Annotated in this window: 11 protein-coding genes; 9 read left to right on the top strand and 2 right to left on the bottom strand. The window is 67.1% G+C overall.

Annotated features, from left to right (window positions below; translation table 11 throughout):
- The first annotated feature begins 195 nt into the window (after nucleotides 1-195).
- The 9 genes from AC5P8D_RS05775 to AC5P8D_RS05735 all read left to right on the top strand — a co-directional run bounded on the left by AC5P8D_RS05775 (nucleotide 196) and on the right by AC5P8D_RS05735 (nucleotide 10,853).
- Nucleotides 196-2,772, top strand: a complete 2,577-nt coding sequence (locus AC5P8D_RS05775; RefSeq protein WP_495203158.1) for a TonB-dependent receptor plug domain-containing protein — start codon at nucleotides 196-198, stop codon at nucleotides 2,770-2,772.
- Nucleotides 2,773-2,888: 116 nt separating this feature from the next.
- Nucleotides 2,889-3,470, top strand: a complete 582-nt coding sequence (msuE, locus tag AC5P8D_RS05770; RefSeq protein WP_029379957.1) for an FMN reductase — start codon at nucleotides 2,889-2,891, stop codon at nucleotides 3,468-3,470.
- A 157-nt stretch (nucleotides 3,471-3,627) separates the two neighbouring features.
- Entirely contained in the window at nucleotides 3,628-3,990 is a 363-nt protein-coding gene (locus AC5P8D_RS05765) for a DUF3088 family protein (RefSeq protein ID WP_049410864.1), read from the top strand.
- 14 nt (nucleotides 3,991-4,004) lie between these two features.
- On the top strand, nucleotides 4,005-4,982 hold the full coding sequence (locus AC5P8D_RS05760; RefSeq protein WP_495203157.1) for an MsnO8 family LLM class oxidoreductase: 978 nt from the start codon (nucleotides 4,005-4,007) through the stop codon (nucleotides 4,980-4,982).
- Between the two features lie 18 nt (nucleotides 4,983-5,000).
- Nucleotides 5,001-6,344 carry an LLM class flavin-dependent oxidoreductase gene (locus AC5P8D_RS05755; RefSeq protein WP_049483186.1) on the top strand — a complete coding sequence of 448 codons (1,344 nt, stop codon included), beginning with the start codon at nucleotides 5,001-5,003 and terminating at the stop codon, nucleotides 6,342-6,344.
- Between the two features lie 4 nt (nucleotides 6,345-6,348).
- Nucleotides 6,349-7,569, top strand: coding sequence for a M20 aminoacylase family protein (locus tag AC5P8D_RS05750; protein WP_495203156.1), 1,221 nt, complete (start codon nucleotides 6,349-6,351; stop codon nucleotides 7,567-7,569).
- Nucleotides 7,566-8,117: a GNAT family N-acetyltransferase gene (locus AC5P8D_RS05745; protein ID WP_495203155.1), complete on the top strand. Its 552-nt coding sequence runs from the start codon at nucleotides 7,566-7,568 to the stop codon at nucleotides 8,115-8,117. Before AC5P8D_RS05750 ends, AC5P8D_RS05745 begins: the two co-directional genes overlap by 4 nt.
- Entirely contained in the window at nucleotides 8,114-9,859 is a 1,746-nt protein-coding gene (locus AC5P8D_RS05740; RefSeq protein ID WP_495203154.1) for an amino acid ABC transporter permease/ATP-binding protein, read from the top strand. Before AC5P8D_RS05745 ends, AC5P8D_RS05740 begins: the two co-directional genes overlap by 4 nt.
- Before the next feature lie 16 nt (nucleotides 9,860-9,875).
- Complete coding sequence (locus AC5P8D_RS05735; protein WP_262103018.1) at nucleotides 9,876-10,853, top strand: ABC transporter substrate-binding protein; 978 nt, start codon at nucleotides 9,876-9,878, stop codon at nucleotides 10,851-10,853.
- A gap of 59 nt (nucleotides 10,854-10,912) precedes the next feature.
- Here AC5P8D_RS05735 and AC5P8D_RS05730 read toward each other — a convergent pair whose 3' ends face one another.
- Together AC5P8D_RS05730 and AC5P8D_RS05725 are read right to left on the bottom strand one after the other, a co-directional pair.
- The gene (locus AC5P8D_RS05730; protein WP_495203153.1) at nucleotides 10,913-14,032 is read right to left on the bottom strand and encodes a galactose-binding domain-containing protein; all 3,120 of its coding nucleotides are present in this window, start codon (nucleotides 14,030-14,032) and stop codon (nucleotides 10,913-10,915) included.
- 165 nt (nucleotides 14,033-14,197) lie between these two features.
- On the bottom strand, nucleotides 14,198-15,274 hold the full coding sequence (locus AC5P8D_RS05725) for an MBL fold metallo-hydrolase (RefSeq protein WP_495203152.1): 1,077 nt from the start codon (nucleotides 15,272-15,274) through the stop codon (nucleotides 14,198-14,200).
- Between the last annotated feature and the right edge of the window lie 4 nt (nucleotides 15,275-15,278).

The raw sequence follows: 15,278 nt of genomic DNA, 5'->3' as shown, positions 1-15,278 counted from the left end.
ACGCCGTCGCGAAGAGCAGCCGAGCGTGGGCTCGGCTCTACAGACAGCAGTGCACCGGCAATGCCGCCTAACCTCATTACCAGCGGTCATGTGGGTGGCCGGATATGACGGTTGGGTGACGTGATCCCGCCTGTCGCGCCAGGTGAACAGGCCCTTGAATGGAAGCGTGTTTCCGGCCCACCCCCACGAGCCCCCATGCCTGCCGCCCACGCCCCTGTCCTGAGCACTCTCGCGGTTCTGATCACAGCTATCCTCGCCGCGTCGCCCGCCCATGCGGCGGAAGCCGATGCTGATCCTACCGCCACCGCCGCGACCGCCAACGTGGCAGCGTCCACGCTGGATGCAGTGGTAGTGACCGGTTCGCGCACCAGCACGCGCACGGTGAAGAACAGTTCCACGCCCATCGACGTGATCTCCGCCGAGGACCTTGCCGCGACCGGGCAGGGCAACCTGCTGGAAGCGTTGCAGCGCAGCCTGCCGTCGCTGAGCCAGATCGGCGGATACCAGAGCGACCAGGAAAGCCTGATCCGCGGTTACCAGCTGCGCAACCTGTCGCCGGGCTACACGCTGGTGCTGGTGAACGGCAAGCGCCGCAATGCCAGTGCCTATGTGAGCGGGGCCAACGGCGGCGGCTATCCGGGCCACGCGTGGGCCGATCTGGCGCTGATTCCGGTTTCAGCCATCGACCATGTGGAAGTGCTGCGCGATGGTGCATCGGCCATCTACGGCTCGGATGCGATCACCGGCGTGGTCAACGTGATCCTGAAGTCGCAGGCCCACGGTGGTGAATTTGCCGTGGAGAGCGGGCAGAGCATCGATGGCGATGGCTCGCGCACCAGCGTGCGCGCCAACGTCGGCCTGCCGTGGGGCCAGGATGGCTTCGTCAATCTGTCCGGCGAGACCACCCGCCAGCATCATGCGATCCGCACCCGCCGCTACATCGATGGCTACCTGAGCTACCCGGCGGTGGATGGCAGCGGCAATCTGGTGGCGCTGCGCCCGAACAATCGATTGCCGGCCGGCGCATCGCCGAACCCGGCCGAGACCAACCGCAATGCCGAGGCCAACACCATCCTCAGCTCGCCGTCGTATGCGCTGAAGGCCTTCGCGGTGAACGTGGGCCATGGCCTGGGCGAAAGCGCGCAGTTCTACGCCAATGCCACGGCCAGTGACCGCACCGCGCAGGCGATCCAGAACTTCCGCCTGCCGGCGACCATCTTCACCACCTACAAGGCACCCGGCGTGCTGAGTGTGTTCCCGGATGGCTTCCTGCCGGTACTGGAAACCAAGGAGAAACAGTACACCGGCACCGCAGGCGTGAAAGGCCAGATCGCGGGCTGGGACTATGACGCCAGCCTGACCGGCAACCGCAGCACGGTGCGTACCTACACCCGTAATTCGGTGAACTATTCGCTGCCGTACCCGGGATCGCCCACCGATTTCTATGACGGCAAGCTGGACTACCAGCAGGGTATCGCCAACCTCGATCTGCGCCGTGGCTTCGAGGTGGCGGCATTCGCCTCGCCGCTGGAAGTGAGCGCAGGCGCCGAATACCAGCATGAACAGTATGAACGCGGGGCCGGGCAGTGGGAGTCGTATACCGGCTTTGGTGCTGCGGCGTTCGTCGGCTATTCGACTGCCGATGCGGTGAAGGCTACCCGCAACAGCAAGGCGGTGTACGTCGGTGCGGCCACCAACATCACCTCGCGCTGGTATCTGGATGCGGCCGCGCGCTGGGAAGATCACTCCGACTTCGGCAGTGTCTCCACCGGCCGCCTGACCACGCGCTTCGACGTCACCGACGCGCTGGGCGTGCGCGCGACGGTCAGCAACGGTTTCCATGCACCCAGCCTGGGCGCGCAGTTCTACCAGGCCACGGGCAGCTGCCCCTGCGGCACCACGCTGGTGGCGCAGGTGTCTTCGCCGGCGGCGATCGCACTGGGTGCCACGCCGCTGAAGCCCGAGAAAGCCACCAACTACAGCCTGGGCGTGACCTGGGACCCGAGCCCGGCGTTCCATCTGGCCGTGGATGCGTACCAGATCGATATCCGTGGCCAGCTCGGGCAGTCCAGCCAGATCGGCTACAACGCACAGGATCCGGCGCGCATCACCGACAACAGCGGCACGGTGCTGAGCGCAGCGCAGAAGAACACCATCGATGCACTGCTGGGGTCAGCCGGTATCAGCATCCTGCCGGGTGATGCGTTCTACGCGAGCTACTTCACCAACGTGGGCAATACCCGCACACGCGGCGTCGAATTGACCCTGGAAGCGAACCAGGAGACTGCGTGGGGCAAGCTGCGCTGGAGCTACGCGGCCAACGTGGGGCGCACCACCATCCAGAAGGTCAGCGACATTCCAGGGGTGCTGCAGGGGCTGCCGAACATCAACCTGCTGACCAGGACCAGCGAATACGCACTGCGCTTCCGCACGCCGAGCTATACGCAGGTGGCCGGCCTGGGGTGGCAGAACGGGCGCTGGCGCTCGAATGTCGACTTCACGTACTACGGCCCGATCAAGCGCCTGAACAACGGCGTGGAGTACAAGCAGCCGCCCGTGCTGGTGACCAACCTGTCCGGTGGCGTGGAACTGGGGGCGGGCTGGAGTGCGGCGCTGGGCATCAACAATGTGTTCGACAAGCGCACCCGCAAGGTGCCCGAGTACGCACGCAGTGCCACCGATGTGGCGAGCATCGAGACGACGTGGGATTCGGGCGACGTGCTGAGCCGCATCGGGGCGTTCTGGTACGGGCGGATCAATTACCGGTTCTGATCTGGAGCAGTCGAGCATGGCTCGACTCCACAAAGGCGAAAGCAGCCGAGCATGGCTCGGCTATACACAAGGCGAAAGGCGGCCGGCGGTAGTTCGGCATCATCGAGGAGCAGTTCATGTCTTCTGCATTGAGGGTGGTTGCAGTGGTGGGGTCGCCGACCAGTTCGGCGACGTCGCGCACGTTGCTGCTGGTGCGGCATCTGCTGGCGTCGCTGCAGCAGCGGGTGCATGCCAGTGTGGATCTGGTGGAGCTGGCGCCAATCGCGCGCTCGCTGGGGCAGTCGTTGTCGCGCGATGAAGTGGAACCCGCCGTGGAGCAGGCGCTGCAGACGATCGAGGCGGCCGGGCTGCTGGTAGTGGCTGCGCCGGTCTATCGGGGATCGTATCCGGGGCTGTTCAAGCACCTGGTCGACTTCATCGGGCTTGAAGCGTTGGTGGATACGCCGGTATTGCTGGCAGCGACCGGCGGCAGCGAGCGCCATGCGCTGGTGATCGACCACCAGTTGCGGCCGTTGTTCAGTTTCCTGCAGGCGCACACGCTGCCGATCGGGGTGTATGCCACGCCTGCCGACTTCGATGGCGAGCACATCAACAGTGCCGCTTTGCAGGCGCGGATCGCGCTGGCGACCGAGCGTGCGGCCGGCCATCTGGCTACGCAGGCGCTGGCGGTAGCGGCGCCGCTGCGACGCATCGCCTGACGGCATAACCGGCGGCGCTTTGCTTATGGCCAAGGCGCATCTGCGTGGCCGGATCCGACCGCCGATTGTCGTCTGGCATCGCCGTGCCGACCGCCGTCATCTCTAGCATCGATATCGAAGCGGCATCGCATTGCCGCCCCCCGATGAGGACGACCCCGTGAGTCTGGACGCAACCGACAAGCCCATCCTGTTCCTGCTCGACCGTGAGTTCGAGGACGGACAGATTCCCGGCCAGCGCTTCTTCTGTCGGCACAGCCTGCTGCTGGAAGGGGCGCTGTCGAGCATCGACGGCCTGGACGCGCAGCTGGACGTGCGCCGCATCGGCTTCGCGCGGCCGCGCCGCGAGGTGATCGCCGAGATCGGCGAGCAGGACCAGTCGCTGCCGAAGCTGGTGCTGCCGCAGGGCGTGCACAGCGCGCTGGCCAGTGGTGCGCACCAGAACCGCCAGTACATCTCCGGCGCCGAGCCGATCCTGGCCGCGCTGAACGGGTTGCTCGGCATCCCCGTGGCCCATCCCTGAGCGAGGACGCGACGATGAGCTATCAGATCAGTGTATTGGACAAGAGCCCGGTGGCCGAGGGCGCCTCGCCGGAGCAGGCACTGCGCAACAGCCTGCAACTGGCGCAGCGCGCCGAACAGCTGGGCTATCACCGCTACTGGTTTGCCGAGCACCATGCCGCACCGACGTTGGCCAGCCCTGCACCGGAAGTGCTGGCGGCCTGGGTGCTGGCGCAGACCCGGCGCATCCGCATCGGCAGCGGCGGGGTGATGTTGCGCCACTACGCGCCGTACAAGGTTGCGGAGAACTTCAACCTGCTGGCGGCACTGGCGCCGGGGCGTGTGGATCTTGGCGTGGGCAAGGCCCCCGGTGGCCTGCCGGCCTCGACGGCCGCATTGGCAGCGGGGCGACCGGCGTTTGCCGATTTCGACCAGCAGCTGCGCGACCTGGACGGCTACCTTTCCAGTACCGAAACCGAGGCGCAAGCGCGCCCGATCCCGCAGCAAGCGCCGGGCCGCTTCCTGCTCGGCGCAAGCCCGCAGAGCGCGAAGCAGGCAGCCGAGCTGGGCTGGCGCTTCGTCTACGCCGCGCACTTTGATGGCGACCCGAAGCACATCGAGGCCGCGTTCGACGCCTACCGCAGCGTCTCCTCGCAGGCTCCGCTGCTGGCCACGGTGGCCTTCGCCGCACCTACGGCCGAAGCGGCTGCGCGTCATATCGGCGCGTTGCGGGTCTACAAGCTGCACCTCGGCCCCGGCCAGACGGTGAACCTGCCCAGTCCGGAGGCGGCTGCCGAGTACGCGCGCCAGGTGGGCGTGGCCGACTTCCGCATCGAGGAAACGCGCCCCAGCGTGCTGTCCGGCGATGCGCAGCATGTGCGTGACGAACTGGACGCGTTGCACCGGCGCTTCGGCGTGGGTGAGTTCATTCTCGATGCGCCGGTGGCCGACCTCGACGCACGCCTGACATCCCTTGAACTGCTGTCGCCCGCGCCACGCGCGGCGGTGGCCTGACCTGCAGGAGCGATCCCCATGAGCACCACCCCGCGCCACATTCCGTTCGGCATCATGCTGCAGGGCCCCGGCAGCCACATGCATGCCTGGAAGCATCCGTCCAATCCGGCCGATGCCAGCGTCAACCTGCAGTTCTACATCGACATTGCGCGCACCGCCGAGGACAACGGCATTGCCTTCGGTTTCGTGGCCGATGGCCTGTACATCAACGAGAAGTCGATCCCGCATTTCCTCAACCGCTTCGAGCCGATCTCGCTGCTGTCGGCGCTGGCCACGGCAACGAACAAGATCGGCCTGGCGGGCACGCTGTCGACGTCCTACAGCGATCCGTTCACGGTGGCACGGCAGTTCGCTTCACTGGATCTGCTCAGTGGCGGCCGCGCCGGCTGGAACGTGGTGACCTCGCCACTGGAGGGTTCGGGCCGCAACTACGGCCGGCCGCACCCGGAGCACGCGCTGCGCTACCAGATCGCCGATGAGTACCTGGACGTCGTGCAGGGGCTGTGGGATTCGTGGGACGACGACGCCTTCGTGCGTGAGCGCGACAGCGGCACCTTTTTCGCACCGGAGAAATTCCGCCGCCTCGACCACAAGGGCCGCTTCTTCCAGGTGGAAGGCCCGCTCAACATCCAGCGTTCGCCGCAGGGACAGCCGGTAATCTTCCAGGCCGGTTCGTCTGACGACGGCATCGCGCTGGCCGGCAAGTACGCCGATGCGGTGTTCACCCATTCGCCTTCGCTGGAAGAAACCCGTGCATTCACCCAGAAGGTGAAGAACTCGGCGATCGCGCACGGCCGCAGCGGCAACGATGTGAAGATCTTCCCGGGCATCGGCCCCATCGTCGGCCGCACCGCCGAGGAGGCCGAAGCCAAGTATCAGGCGATTGCCGCACTGGCCACGCTGGAGGATGCACTGGCGTACCTGGGGCGCTTCTTCGATCACCACGATTTCAGCCAGTACGATCCGGATGCACCGTTCCCGGAGCTGGGTGACATCGGCAGCAACTCGTTCCGTTCCACCACCGACCGCATCAAGCAGGATGCGCGTGAGAAGGGCCTGAGCCTGCGCCAGGTGGCACTGGAAGCAGTGAGCCCACGGCCGAACTTCATCGGCACACCGGAGCATGTGGCCGATGAGCTGATCCGCTGGTTCGATGCCGGTGCCAGCGATGGCTTCATTCTCGGCTTCGCCGCGCAGCGCGAGGGCCTGGACGATTTCGTGACCCAGGTGCTGCCGATCCTGCAGGCGCGCGGCTACCACCAGCGCGAGCTGGAAGGACAGACCCTGCGCGAGCATCTGGGTCTGCCGTACAAGGCCAGCCGCTATTCGACCGACGCCGAGCCGGCACGGAAGGCGGGATAAGGCGATGAGCGGAGAAACCGCGGTAGCGCCGGGCCACGCCCGGCGGACTTCCCCAACCAGTGGCATATTGCCCGAGATCGCAGCACGCGCCGAGGCCGCCATCGCGATCCGCCATGACCTGCACCAGCACCCGGAGCTCGCCTTCGAGGAGCACCGCACCAGCGCCCGCGTGGCCGAGCTGCTGCAGCAATGGGGCTATGAGGTGACCACCGGCCTCGGTGGCACCGGCGTGGTCGGCACGCTGCAGCGCGGGCAGGGCAGCCGTCGCCTCGGCCTGCGCGCCGACATCGACGCACTGCCGATCCATGAGGACTCCGGCCTGGCCTATGCCAGCCAGACCGAGGGCCTGATGCATGCCTGCGGTCATGATGGGCATACCGCCATCCTGCTGTCCGCCGCGCATTACCTGGCCCACCACGGGCGCATCGACGGCACCCTGCAGCTGGTGTTCCAGCCTGCTGAGGAGACGGGTTCGGGTGCTTCGAAGATGATTGCCGATGGCTTGTTCGAGCGTTTCCCGGTGGATGCGATCTATGGGCTGCACAACTGGCCGGGCGTGCCGGTGGGCCACTTCGGTTTCGTCGACGGCCCGGCGATGGCATCGGTGGATTGGGCACGGCTGAAGGTGATCGGCAAGGGTGGCCATGGCGCCGAGCCACAGGGCAGCGTGGATCCGATTCTGGTCGCCGCGCACATCATCACCGCGCTGCAGAGCGTGGTGTCACGCAATGTCGATCCGCGGCAGATGGGCGTGGTCACCGTGGGCTCGATCCACGGCGGGCAGGCCGCCAACGTGATTCCGGACGTGGTCGAGCTGAAGCTGACCGTGCGCGCCTACCTGCCGGAAGTGCGCGACACCCTGCGGCGCCGGGTCACCGAGATTACCGAACAGACCGGCGCCGCGTTCGGTGCGCGCGCCGAGATCGAGTTCCCGCGCGGCTTCCCCAGTGTGATCAACCATCCGCAGCAGACCGCCTACATCCGCGAGGTGGCCGTGCAGGGCTTCGGCGCCGCACAGGTGGTGCCCGAATTCGCGCCGCGCACGGCCAGCGAGGATTTCGCCTTCCTGCTGCAGGCACGACCGGGCAGCTTCGTGTTCGTCGGGAACGGCGAGAGCGCACCGCTGCACAGCCCGCGCTATGTGTTCAACGACGCCGCCATTGCCCCCGCCGCCAGCCTGTGGGCGCGGCTGGCCGAAGACTATCTGGTGAAGGACGTGGCATGAGCAGCAACGAACGCTTCCTCTATACCTCGGTGGATGATCCGCTGGCGCGGCCGCTGTTCGACGGCCTGGAACAGGAGTACGACAGCCGCTATGCCGACGTGCGCCGACGCATCGGCGGCAGCGCTCGCGAGGAGCTGCAGCGCTACCCGGCGCAGGCCTTTGCGGCCCCGGTGGGCGCCTTCGTGCTGCTGCTGCGCGACGGGGTGGCGATTTCCGGCGGTGCGTTCATGCCGCACCGCGATCCGGATACCGCCGAATTCAAGCGCATCTGGACACTGCCCGGGCTGCGTCGCCAGGGCATTGCGCGGCGCGTGCTGCAGGAGCTGGAAGAGCAGGCGGCGCGGCAAGGGTACCGGAGGGTGTTCCTGACGACCGGCTTCCGCCAGCCTGAAGCTGTTGGCCTGTACCTGAGCCACGGCTACACCGCGCTGTTCGATCTGGAGGCCGACCCGGAAACGGTTGCGTATCTGCCGTTCGAGAAGCACCTGCGGGCGACGACGCCCGTCGTTGCACCTGCACAGGCACTGCTGCACGGAGCCCACGCATGAGCACACCGTCGACCGCGCTGGAGGGCATCGCCGCTCGTCCGGCGCCCGGACAGGCACTGAAGATCGTGCCGGCCCGGCATCCGCTGCAGGTGTTCGGCACGGTGCTGGCACTGGCGCTGATCCTGATCGGGCTGCAGTCCGTGCTGGGCAATCCGCGCTGGGGTTGGGGCACCTTCGCCGAGTGGTTCTTCGCACGCCCGGTGCTGGAAGGCCTGGGTCGCACGCTGCTGCTGACCGCGCTTGGCACCGGCCTCGGTTTCGCGCTGGGTACGCTGCTCGCGCTGGCACGCGTCTCCGGTTCGCCGCTGCTGTCGGCGGTGTCGTGGGGCTATGTGTGGTTGTTCCGTTCGATCCCGTTGCTGGTGCTGTTGCTGCTGTTGAACAACCTGGGCTATCTGTACAGCACCATCGAACTGGGCGTGCCGTTCACCGGCATCAGCCTGTTCTCGTACCCGACCACGCAGCTGATCGGTGTGTTCACCGCCGCGGTGCTGGGCCTGACCCTGAACCAGGCCGCGTTCTCGGCCGAGGTGATCCGCGGTGGCATCCTCTCGGTCGACCACGGCCAGTACGAGGCCGCGGCCGCGCTCGGCCTGCCGCGCGGTCGCCAGGTGCGGCGCATCATCCTGCCGCAGGCGATGCGTTCGATCCTGCCGGCGGCGTTCAACGATGTGATCGGCCTGGCCAAGAGCACCTCGGTGGTCTACGTGCTGGCGCTGCCGGAGCTGTTCTACACCGTGCAGGTGATCTATCGGCGCAACCTGGAAGTGGTGCCGCTGCTGATGGTGGCCACGGTCTGGTACCTGGTGATCCTGACCGTGTTGTCGCTGCTGCAGCGGCGCGTGGAACAGCGCTTCGCGCGCGGCCAGCTGCTGCGCGAGCGCTCGGTGTCGCGGGTGTCGTCACCGGTGCGGACATCCAGTGATGCTGCGCCGCGCGTGGCCAACCGCCCGCGCATCGCCACCCAGGTGGAAGCAGGCGAGGGTGCGGCGGTATCGCTGCATGGCGTGGGCAAGGTGTTCGGCGATCAGCCGGTGCTGGAAGACGTGAACCTGGACCTGCGCGCCGGCAGCGTGACGGTGCTGATCGGCCCGTCCGGTGCCGGGAAATCCACGCTGCTGCGGTTGATCAACCACCTGGAACGCGCGGACAGTGGTTACGTGACTGTCGGCGGCCAGCTGATCGGTTACCGCCGCGAGGGTGACACGTTGTACGAACTTCCCGAGCGCGAGATCCGCCGCCGTCGTTCCGAGGTGGGCATGGTGTTCCAGGGCTTCAACCTGTTCCCGCATCTGACCGCGCTGGAGAACATCATCGAGGCACCGATCGCGGTACGTGGTGTATCGCGCGCGCAGGCCGAGCAGCAGGCGCGCACACTGCTGGAGCGGGTCGGCCTGGCCGACAAGGCCGATGCCTTCCCACGCCAGCTGTCCGGTGGCCAGCAGCAGCGCATCGCGATCGCCCGCGCACTGGCGCTGCAACCGAAGGTGCTGCTGTTCGATGAACCGACCTCGGCACTGGACCCGGAACTGGTGGCGGAGGTACTCAGCGTGATCGAGGAGCTGGCCAGTTCCGGCACCACACTGGTGATCGTCACCCATGAGCTGAGTTTCGCCCGCCGCGTGGCCGACCACGTGGTGATGATGGACCAGGGGCGGGTGATCGAGCAGGGCACGCCCGAGGCGTTGTTCGAGCGCCCGCGCCAGCAACGCACCGCCGATTTCCTGGCCAAGACCCTATAGCCCTGGAAGGAACACCATGAGCCCTGCAGCACCGCGTCGCCCCTCGCGCAGCACCCTGTTGATCGTGGGCGTGCTGGTCATCGGCATCGCCGGCATCGTCTATTCGCGCGTACGCCAGGCACCGGATGCCGGCGCCGTGGCCGCGACCAGCCTGGCCGGTGCGAACACGGCCGTGCTGAAGGGTACGTTTGACCCGAAGGCTCAGGCGTTGATCCCGGCCGACTATCGCTTCGTCACCCCCGGCACATTCACCGTTGCCACTCATCCGGGGCAGCTGCCGCTGGCCGACTATGGTGCCGACAGCAAGGACGTGGTCGGCATCGAGCCGGACATCGCGCGGCTGATCGCCGATGGGCTGGGCCTGAAGCTGGTGATCGTGCCGGTGGCATGGGCCGATTGGCCACTCGGGCTGGAGTCGGGCAAGTACGATGCAGTGCTGTCGAACGTGACGGTCACCGAGGAGCGCAAGAAGAAGTTCGATTTCTCCAGCTATCGTTACGACCTGCTGGGCATCTACACGCGCGCCGATGGGCCGATACAGAAGATCGAAAAGCCCGCCGACGTCGCCGGGCTGAAGGTGGTGGTGGGCGCCAGCACCAACCAGGACCAGATCCTGCGCCAGTGGGACCAGCAGAACATCGCTGCCGGCCTGAAGCCGGTGGAGTACCAGTACTTCGACGACGCGGTGGTCGGCCGCTTGGCGGTGATCACCGGCCGCGCCGATGTCTCGTTCGAGCCCAATGCCACCGGCGCTTATTCGGCACGCGATGGCAAGGTGCGGCGTGTGGGCCTGTTCCCAGGGGGATGGCCGAACGCTGCGGCGATTTCGGTGACCACGCGCAAGGGCAGCGGCCTGGCCGACGCGGTGACGCAGGCGCTGAATACCCAGATAGGCAGCGGCACCTATGCGCAGGCGCTGAAGCGATGGAATGTGGCCGAGGAAGCCGTGCCGCAGTCGCAGACCAATCCGCCGGGGTTGCCGACGCTGCAATGACGCCGGGCGTGGCCCGGCGCTACCTCCGCCTTTGTAGAGCCGAGCGATGCTCGGCTGCTCTACCAACGCGCCTCCAGTGTCCGGAACGGTTTCACCAGCCGCACACCCTCGGCATCGAAGTCGGAAACGCTACGTCCATCCACACGCACCGTCTTCGGCATGGTGCGCTCCGGCCACCAGACCTTCACCGCCGTCCCGCTGCGCAGCCCCTCACCAAGCGCCACCGTCAGCACCCCGTCGCGTTGCCGCGCCTGCATCTGCAACGTGCCATACGCTGTCGGCAACCGCTCCACCGCCAATCCATCGCCTGCCACCCACGAGGGCGGCGTACCCGGCAGCAGTGAGAGGGCATCATCGTCTTCGCGCATCAGCATGCCGAACAGCGTGCGGCCGTACTCGGCACCAATCCAGGTATGCGGCATGTCGCCCAGGTAACGCGGAAAACGCAGGCGTGAGTGCACGACCTCAGCCAGCACCTGCCACTCAAGCGGGCGCCGATCATGCAGCAGTCCCTGCAGCAGCTCATCGGCCACCTGCGGCTGGCCCAGGTGCACATAGCTCAGCACATTGCGGATCTCGTACGGTGTGTACGCGTACAACGCACCAGGCTGACTGCGCTTGCGCACATCGTCCAGATAACGCGCGAAGGTGGTCCGCAGCGCCTCGGCGGGCAGCACGCTCTGTGCGCCGGTCGGGTCCAGTGCGATCGAAACGCCGGTGGGATCGCCATCGCCCAGGTCGGCCGAGGAGGGAATGAAGTCGATGCCCTTCCACGCCATCGTCGCCCGGATCGAGGCATGCAGCGCGTCGTAAAGCAGTTTGTACTGCTCCCGTGCCCACATCGCAGTCTCGTGGTCGCCCAGTGCCTCGGCCAGCCACGCGCCGTCGTGCCACCCTTTGAGGCCCCAATAGTCGTCCCAGTAGCTGTGGGTGGGAGACGGATAACCCTCATGGCTGATCGACGGCGCAAGAATGCCCGCGAAGCGCTCCGGTGCCGGCTGGTCGGCCTTGTAGCCGGGCACCAGCGTGCGCTCGCGCAGTTCCTGCAGGAAGTGCAGCGCGGCTTTCACCTTGGGCAGGTAGCCACGCACCGACTCGGGCCCGCCATCCAGGCGTGCAACGTCGGCCACCAGCGCCACGTACTGGCCCTGGCTGTCGTACTCGATATCCGAACCGAAGCCGGTGTTGACGCTGCCATCGTCGTTGAGGATCGGCGAGACCAGGCCGTTGGCATGCACGCCGTGTTCGCTGTACCAGCCCAGGTAGTCGCGCGCGACCTTGGCTTCGCCCATGCGCAGCAGCACCGCCGAGGTGGCCATGCCGTCGCGGATGAAGGAGCGGTTGTAGTTGCGCGGGCCGGGCTGCATGGCCGGGCCGGTCTGGTTGATCAGCATGTAGGCGGCCTGCGCACGCAGCATGTCGACCAGTGAGGGATCGGGCAGGCGCAGGCCGACCTGGCCCAGCCGTGCCTGCCAGTCCGCGGAGGCCTGCGCGGCCAGTGAATCGAACGCCGCACTGGCATCGCGGGGCAGCGTGGCCAGATCGAGCGCGGGAGCTTCGGGCAGCACGCCCTTGGCATCTGCAGCGGCGATGCCCAGCGGGAATGCGACCACGACGGCATCGCTGGCGCCCGGTGCCAGTGACACGCGGTAGTTCAACGCAGCCGAGGCAAGACCCTGGTCATCACGTGCCTGTGGTGCGGAGGGCAGTTGGCCGGCAGCGAGGGTCGCGGTGATTTCCGTTGCGCCATCCTTGCCGAACGGCGCCGCGCCGGACGCAGCCACCGGCGTGAGCGACTGCAGCAGCGTGCGTCCATTGATGCGCACCGCCTGCCCATCGATGGTCACATTGCGGATCGGTGACAGCCCGCCGTTCTGCCACGGCGGATTCATCTGCATCGGGCGCACGACCAGGCTGAGCGTGCCTTCGATCCTGGCGCTGCCCGTGTTGTGCAGGCGATGCCGCAAGAACGTTACCGGCTGGCCGTCGCGCTCGATGGCGAATACCTCGCTGCGCAGCTCCAGGCCGGGCTGCGGTGACCACGTAGCGGAGGGCATCGGCTTCCAGCCATCCCGCAACGCGTGCTGTATCGGCTGTCCTGCCGCGCCCGCGGCACGCCCGTCAGCGCCACGCCAGATCGGCTGCACCAGCGGCGCGCCCTTGAAAGCTTCCAGATTGCCGTACTCGTCGAAGATTGATTTCTGTCGTCCTGCGTGCACACCGACGGCGGTCCAGTAGGTCTGCTGCATCTGCAGCGACGCCGGGAACAACGCACGCTGCGCGCCGCTGGCGGTGATCTGGTACCGCTTCATCGGCGTCATTACCGCCTTTGGCCCGAGCAGGCGCAGTCGCGCGACCTGCGGTGCGGGGCCGTCCACGCTCAGCCGGAACGCACGCAGGGGTTGTGCCGTGTCAGCAGCCAGCCAGCTTTGCCGATGATTGGCCGCCTGTGCATCGTGTGCGAGGTCCTGCCAACGGCCCTGTGCACCCTGCGCCTGCAGTCGTGCAGCGCCGCGCGCGCCATCCGCCCATTCCACTACCAGGCCAGCCGTGGACTGCGCACGTGGCAGTGTGAGTTCGAGCGTGTGGCTGCCGCCTCTCCCGGCCGGCAGAGCGACCGCACTGCCGCCTTGCCAGAGTGCTGCCGCCTGCGTCGCATCGACACCGCCGATGCGCGCGCTGAGTGTGCTGTCCAGTGGCTCCATCTCGAAGATCGACACGCCCCAGTCGGAGGTGCGCTGCGGGCTGGCCAGCCGCAGGTAGCGTGCCTGGCGCGGTGCGAAGTACAGCGTTTCCACGTCGCCCAGCGAATCGGCCATGGTGTACGCGGTCTGCCACTGCTGGCCGTCCAGCGAGGTCTGCAGCGAATAGCCTTCCGGGTTGGAGACATCCCAGGTGAGGCGTACGCCGGCCATCATCGCGGGGGCCCCCAGATCGATCTGGAACCAATGGCCGGGGCTGAAGGCGCCGCCGGTGACGGTCTTCGGGTCGCCGTCGATCAGGTGGCTGATCGCCATCGCGGGTACCTGCTGCGAGGAACTGCTGGCCTGCCATTGGCTGCGCGGGGGGAGGGTCTGTGCCTGTGCGCTGGAGGCCAGGGCGGCCAACAGCAGGGCAGCGGCAGGGCGCAACGGGAAAAGCGGTGTGGAGACCTTGGAGCGTTCGGCGCGCAACGTCATTACGGACAGCCTCGCAGGTTCGACCGGAATCGGGCGAGCGCTACGCTAGCAAGGGATGTAATCGGTTACATGACGCACTGCAGCGTCGCAGGCCGCTTCTGTGGTTGACGCAGCCGAGCATGGCTCGGCTCTACATGGTCTCCGGCAGGTCAAGCGCACCGCACGCTACAGCTCCACCGTCTCCCACCAGCGCGTACCCGCCTGTGGCGCCTGCATGTCCAGTGCTTCGCCCATCATCGGCGTGGACACCGGCACATTCTTTGCGGCCGCCAATGCGGTGATGCGCTCGAACGGCTGCTGCCATGCGTGCAGGGCCAGGTCGAAGGTGCCGTTGTGGATCGGCAGCAGCCACTTGCCGCGCAGGTCCAGGTGCGCCTGCAGCGTCTGTTCTGGCTGCATGTGCACGAACGCCCAGCGCGGATCATAGGCGCCGGTCTCGATCATGGTCAGATCGAACGGGCCATACTTTTCGCCGATGGCCTTGAAGCCATCGAAGTAGCCGGTGTCGCCGCTGAAGAAGATGCGGAAGTCACCGTCCTGGATCACCCACGACGCCCACAGGCTGCGATCACTGTCGCCCAGTCCGCGGCCAGAGAAATGCTGGCCCGGGGTGGCGGTCAGGCGCAGGCCGTTGGCTTCGGTCGATTGCCACCAGTCCAGCTGTTCGACCTTGCTGGCGTCCACACCCCAGGCGATCAGCTGGTCGCCGACGCCGAGCGGGGCGATGAAGCGCGCGGTCTTGCCTGCCAGCTGCATCACGGCGGCATGATCCAGGTGGTCGTAGTGGTTGTGCGAGAGGATCACGCCGGCAATCGGCGGCAGTTCGTCGATGCTGATCGGCGGTGCATGGAAGCGTGCCGGGCCCATCCACTGCACCGGCGAGGCGCGCTCGGAGAAGACCGGGTCGGTCAGCCAGTACTGGCCGCGCAGCTTCAGCAGGATCGTGGAGTGCCCAAGCCGGAACAGGCTGCGGTCCGGCGCGGCGTCGAGGGTGGCGCGGTCCAGCGGCAGCACCGGAATCGGGTGCGCAGGCACGGTGCCCTTGGGCTTGTTGAACAGGAACGTCCACCAGATCTCCGCACCGTCGCGCAGGCCCACCGCCGGACGGGGCAGGGCATTGTGGAACTTGCCGTCGCGGTACTGCGGCGAATCGGGGAAGTCGGGGAGGGACCAGGATTTGCAGAAGGTGTAGGCGGTCACGGCGAGGATTCCAAGCAAAAGGACAACGAGCAGGCGCTTCATGGGT

Source organism: Stenotrophomonas sp. YJH_SMC_101-4 (genome assembly GCF_059370395.1).
This window is presented reverse-complemented; position numbering and strand designations above follow the sequence as displayed.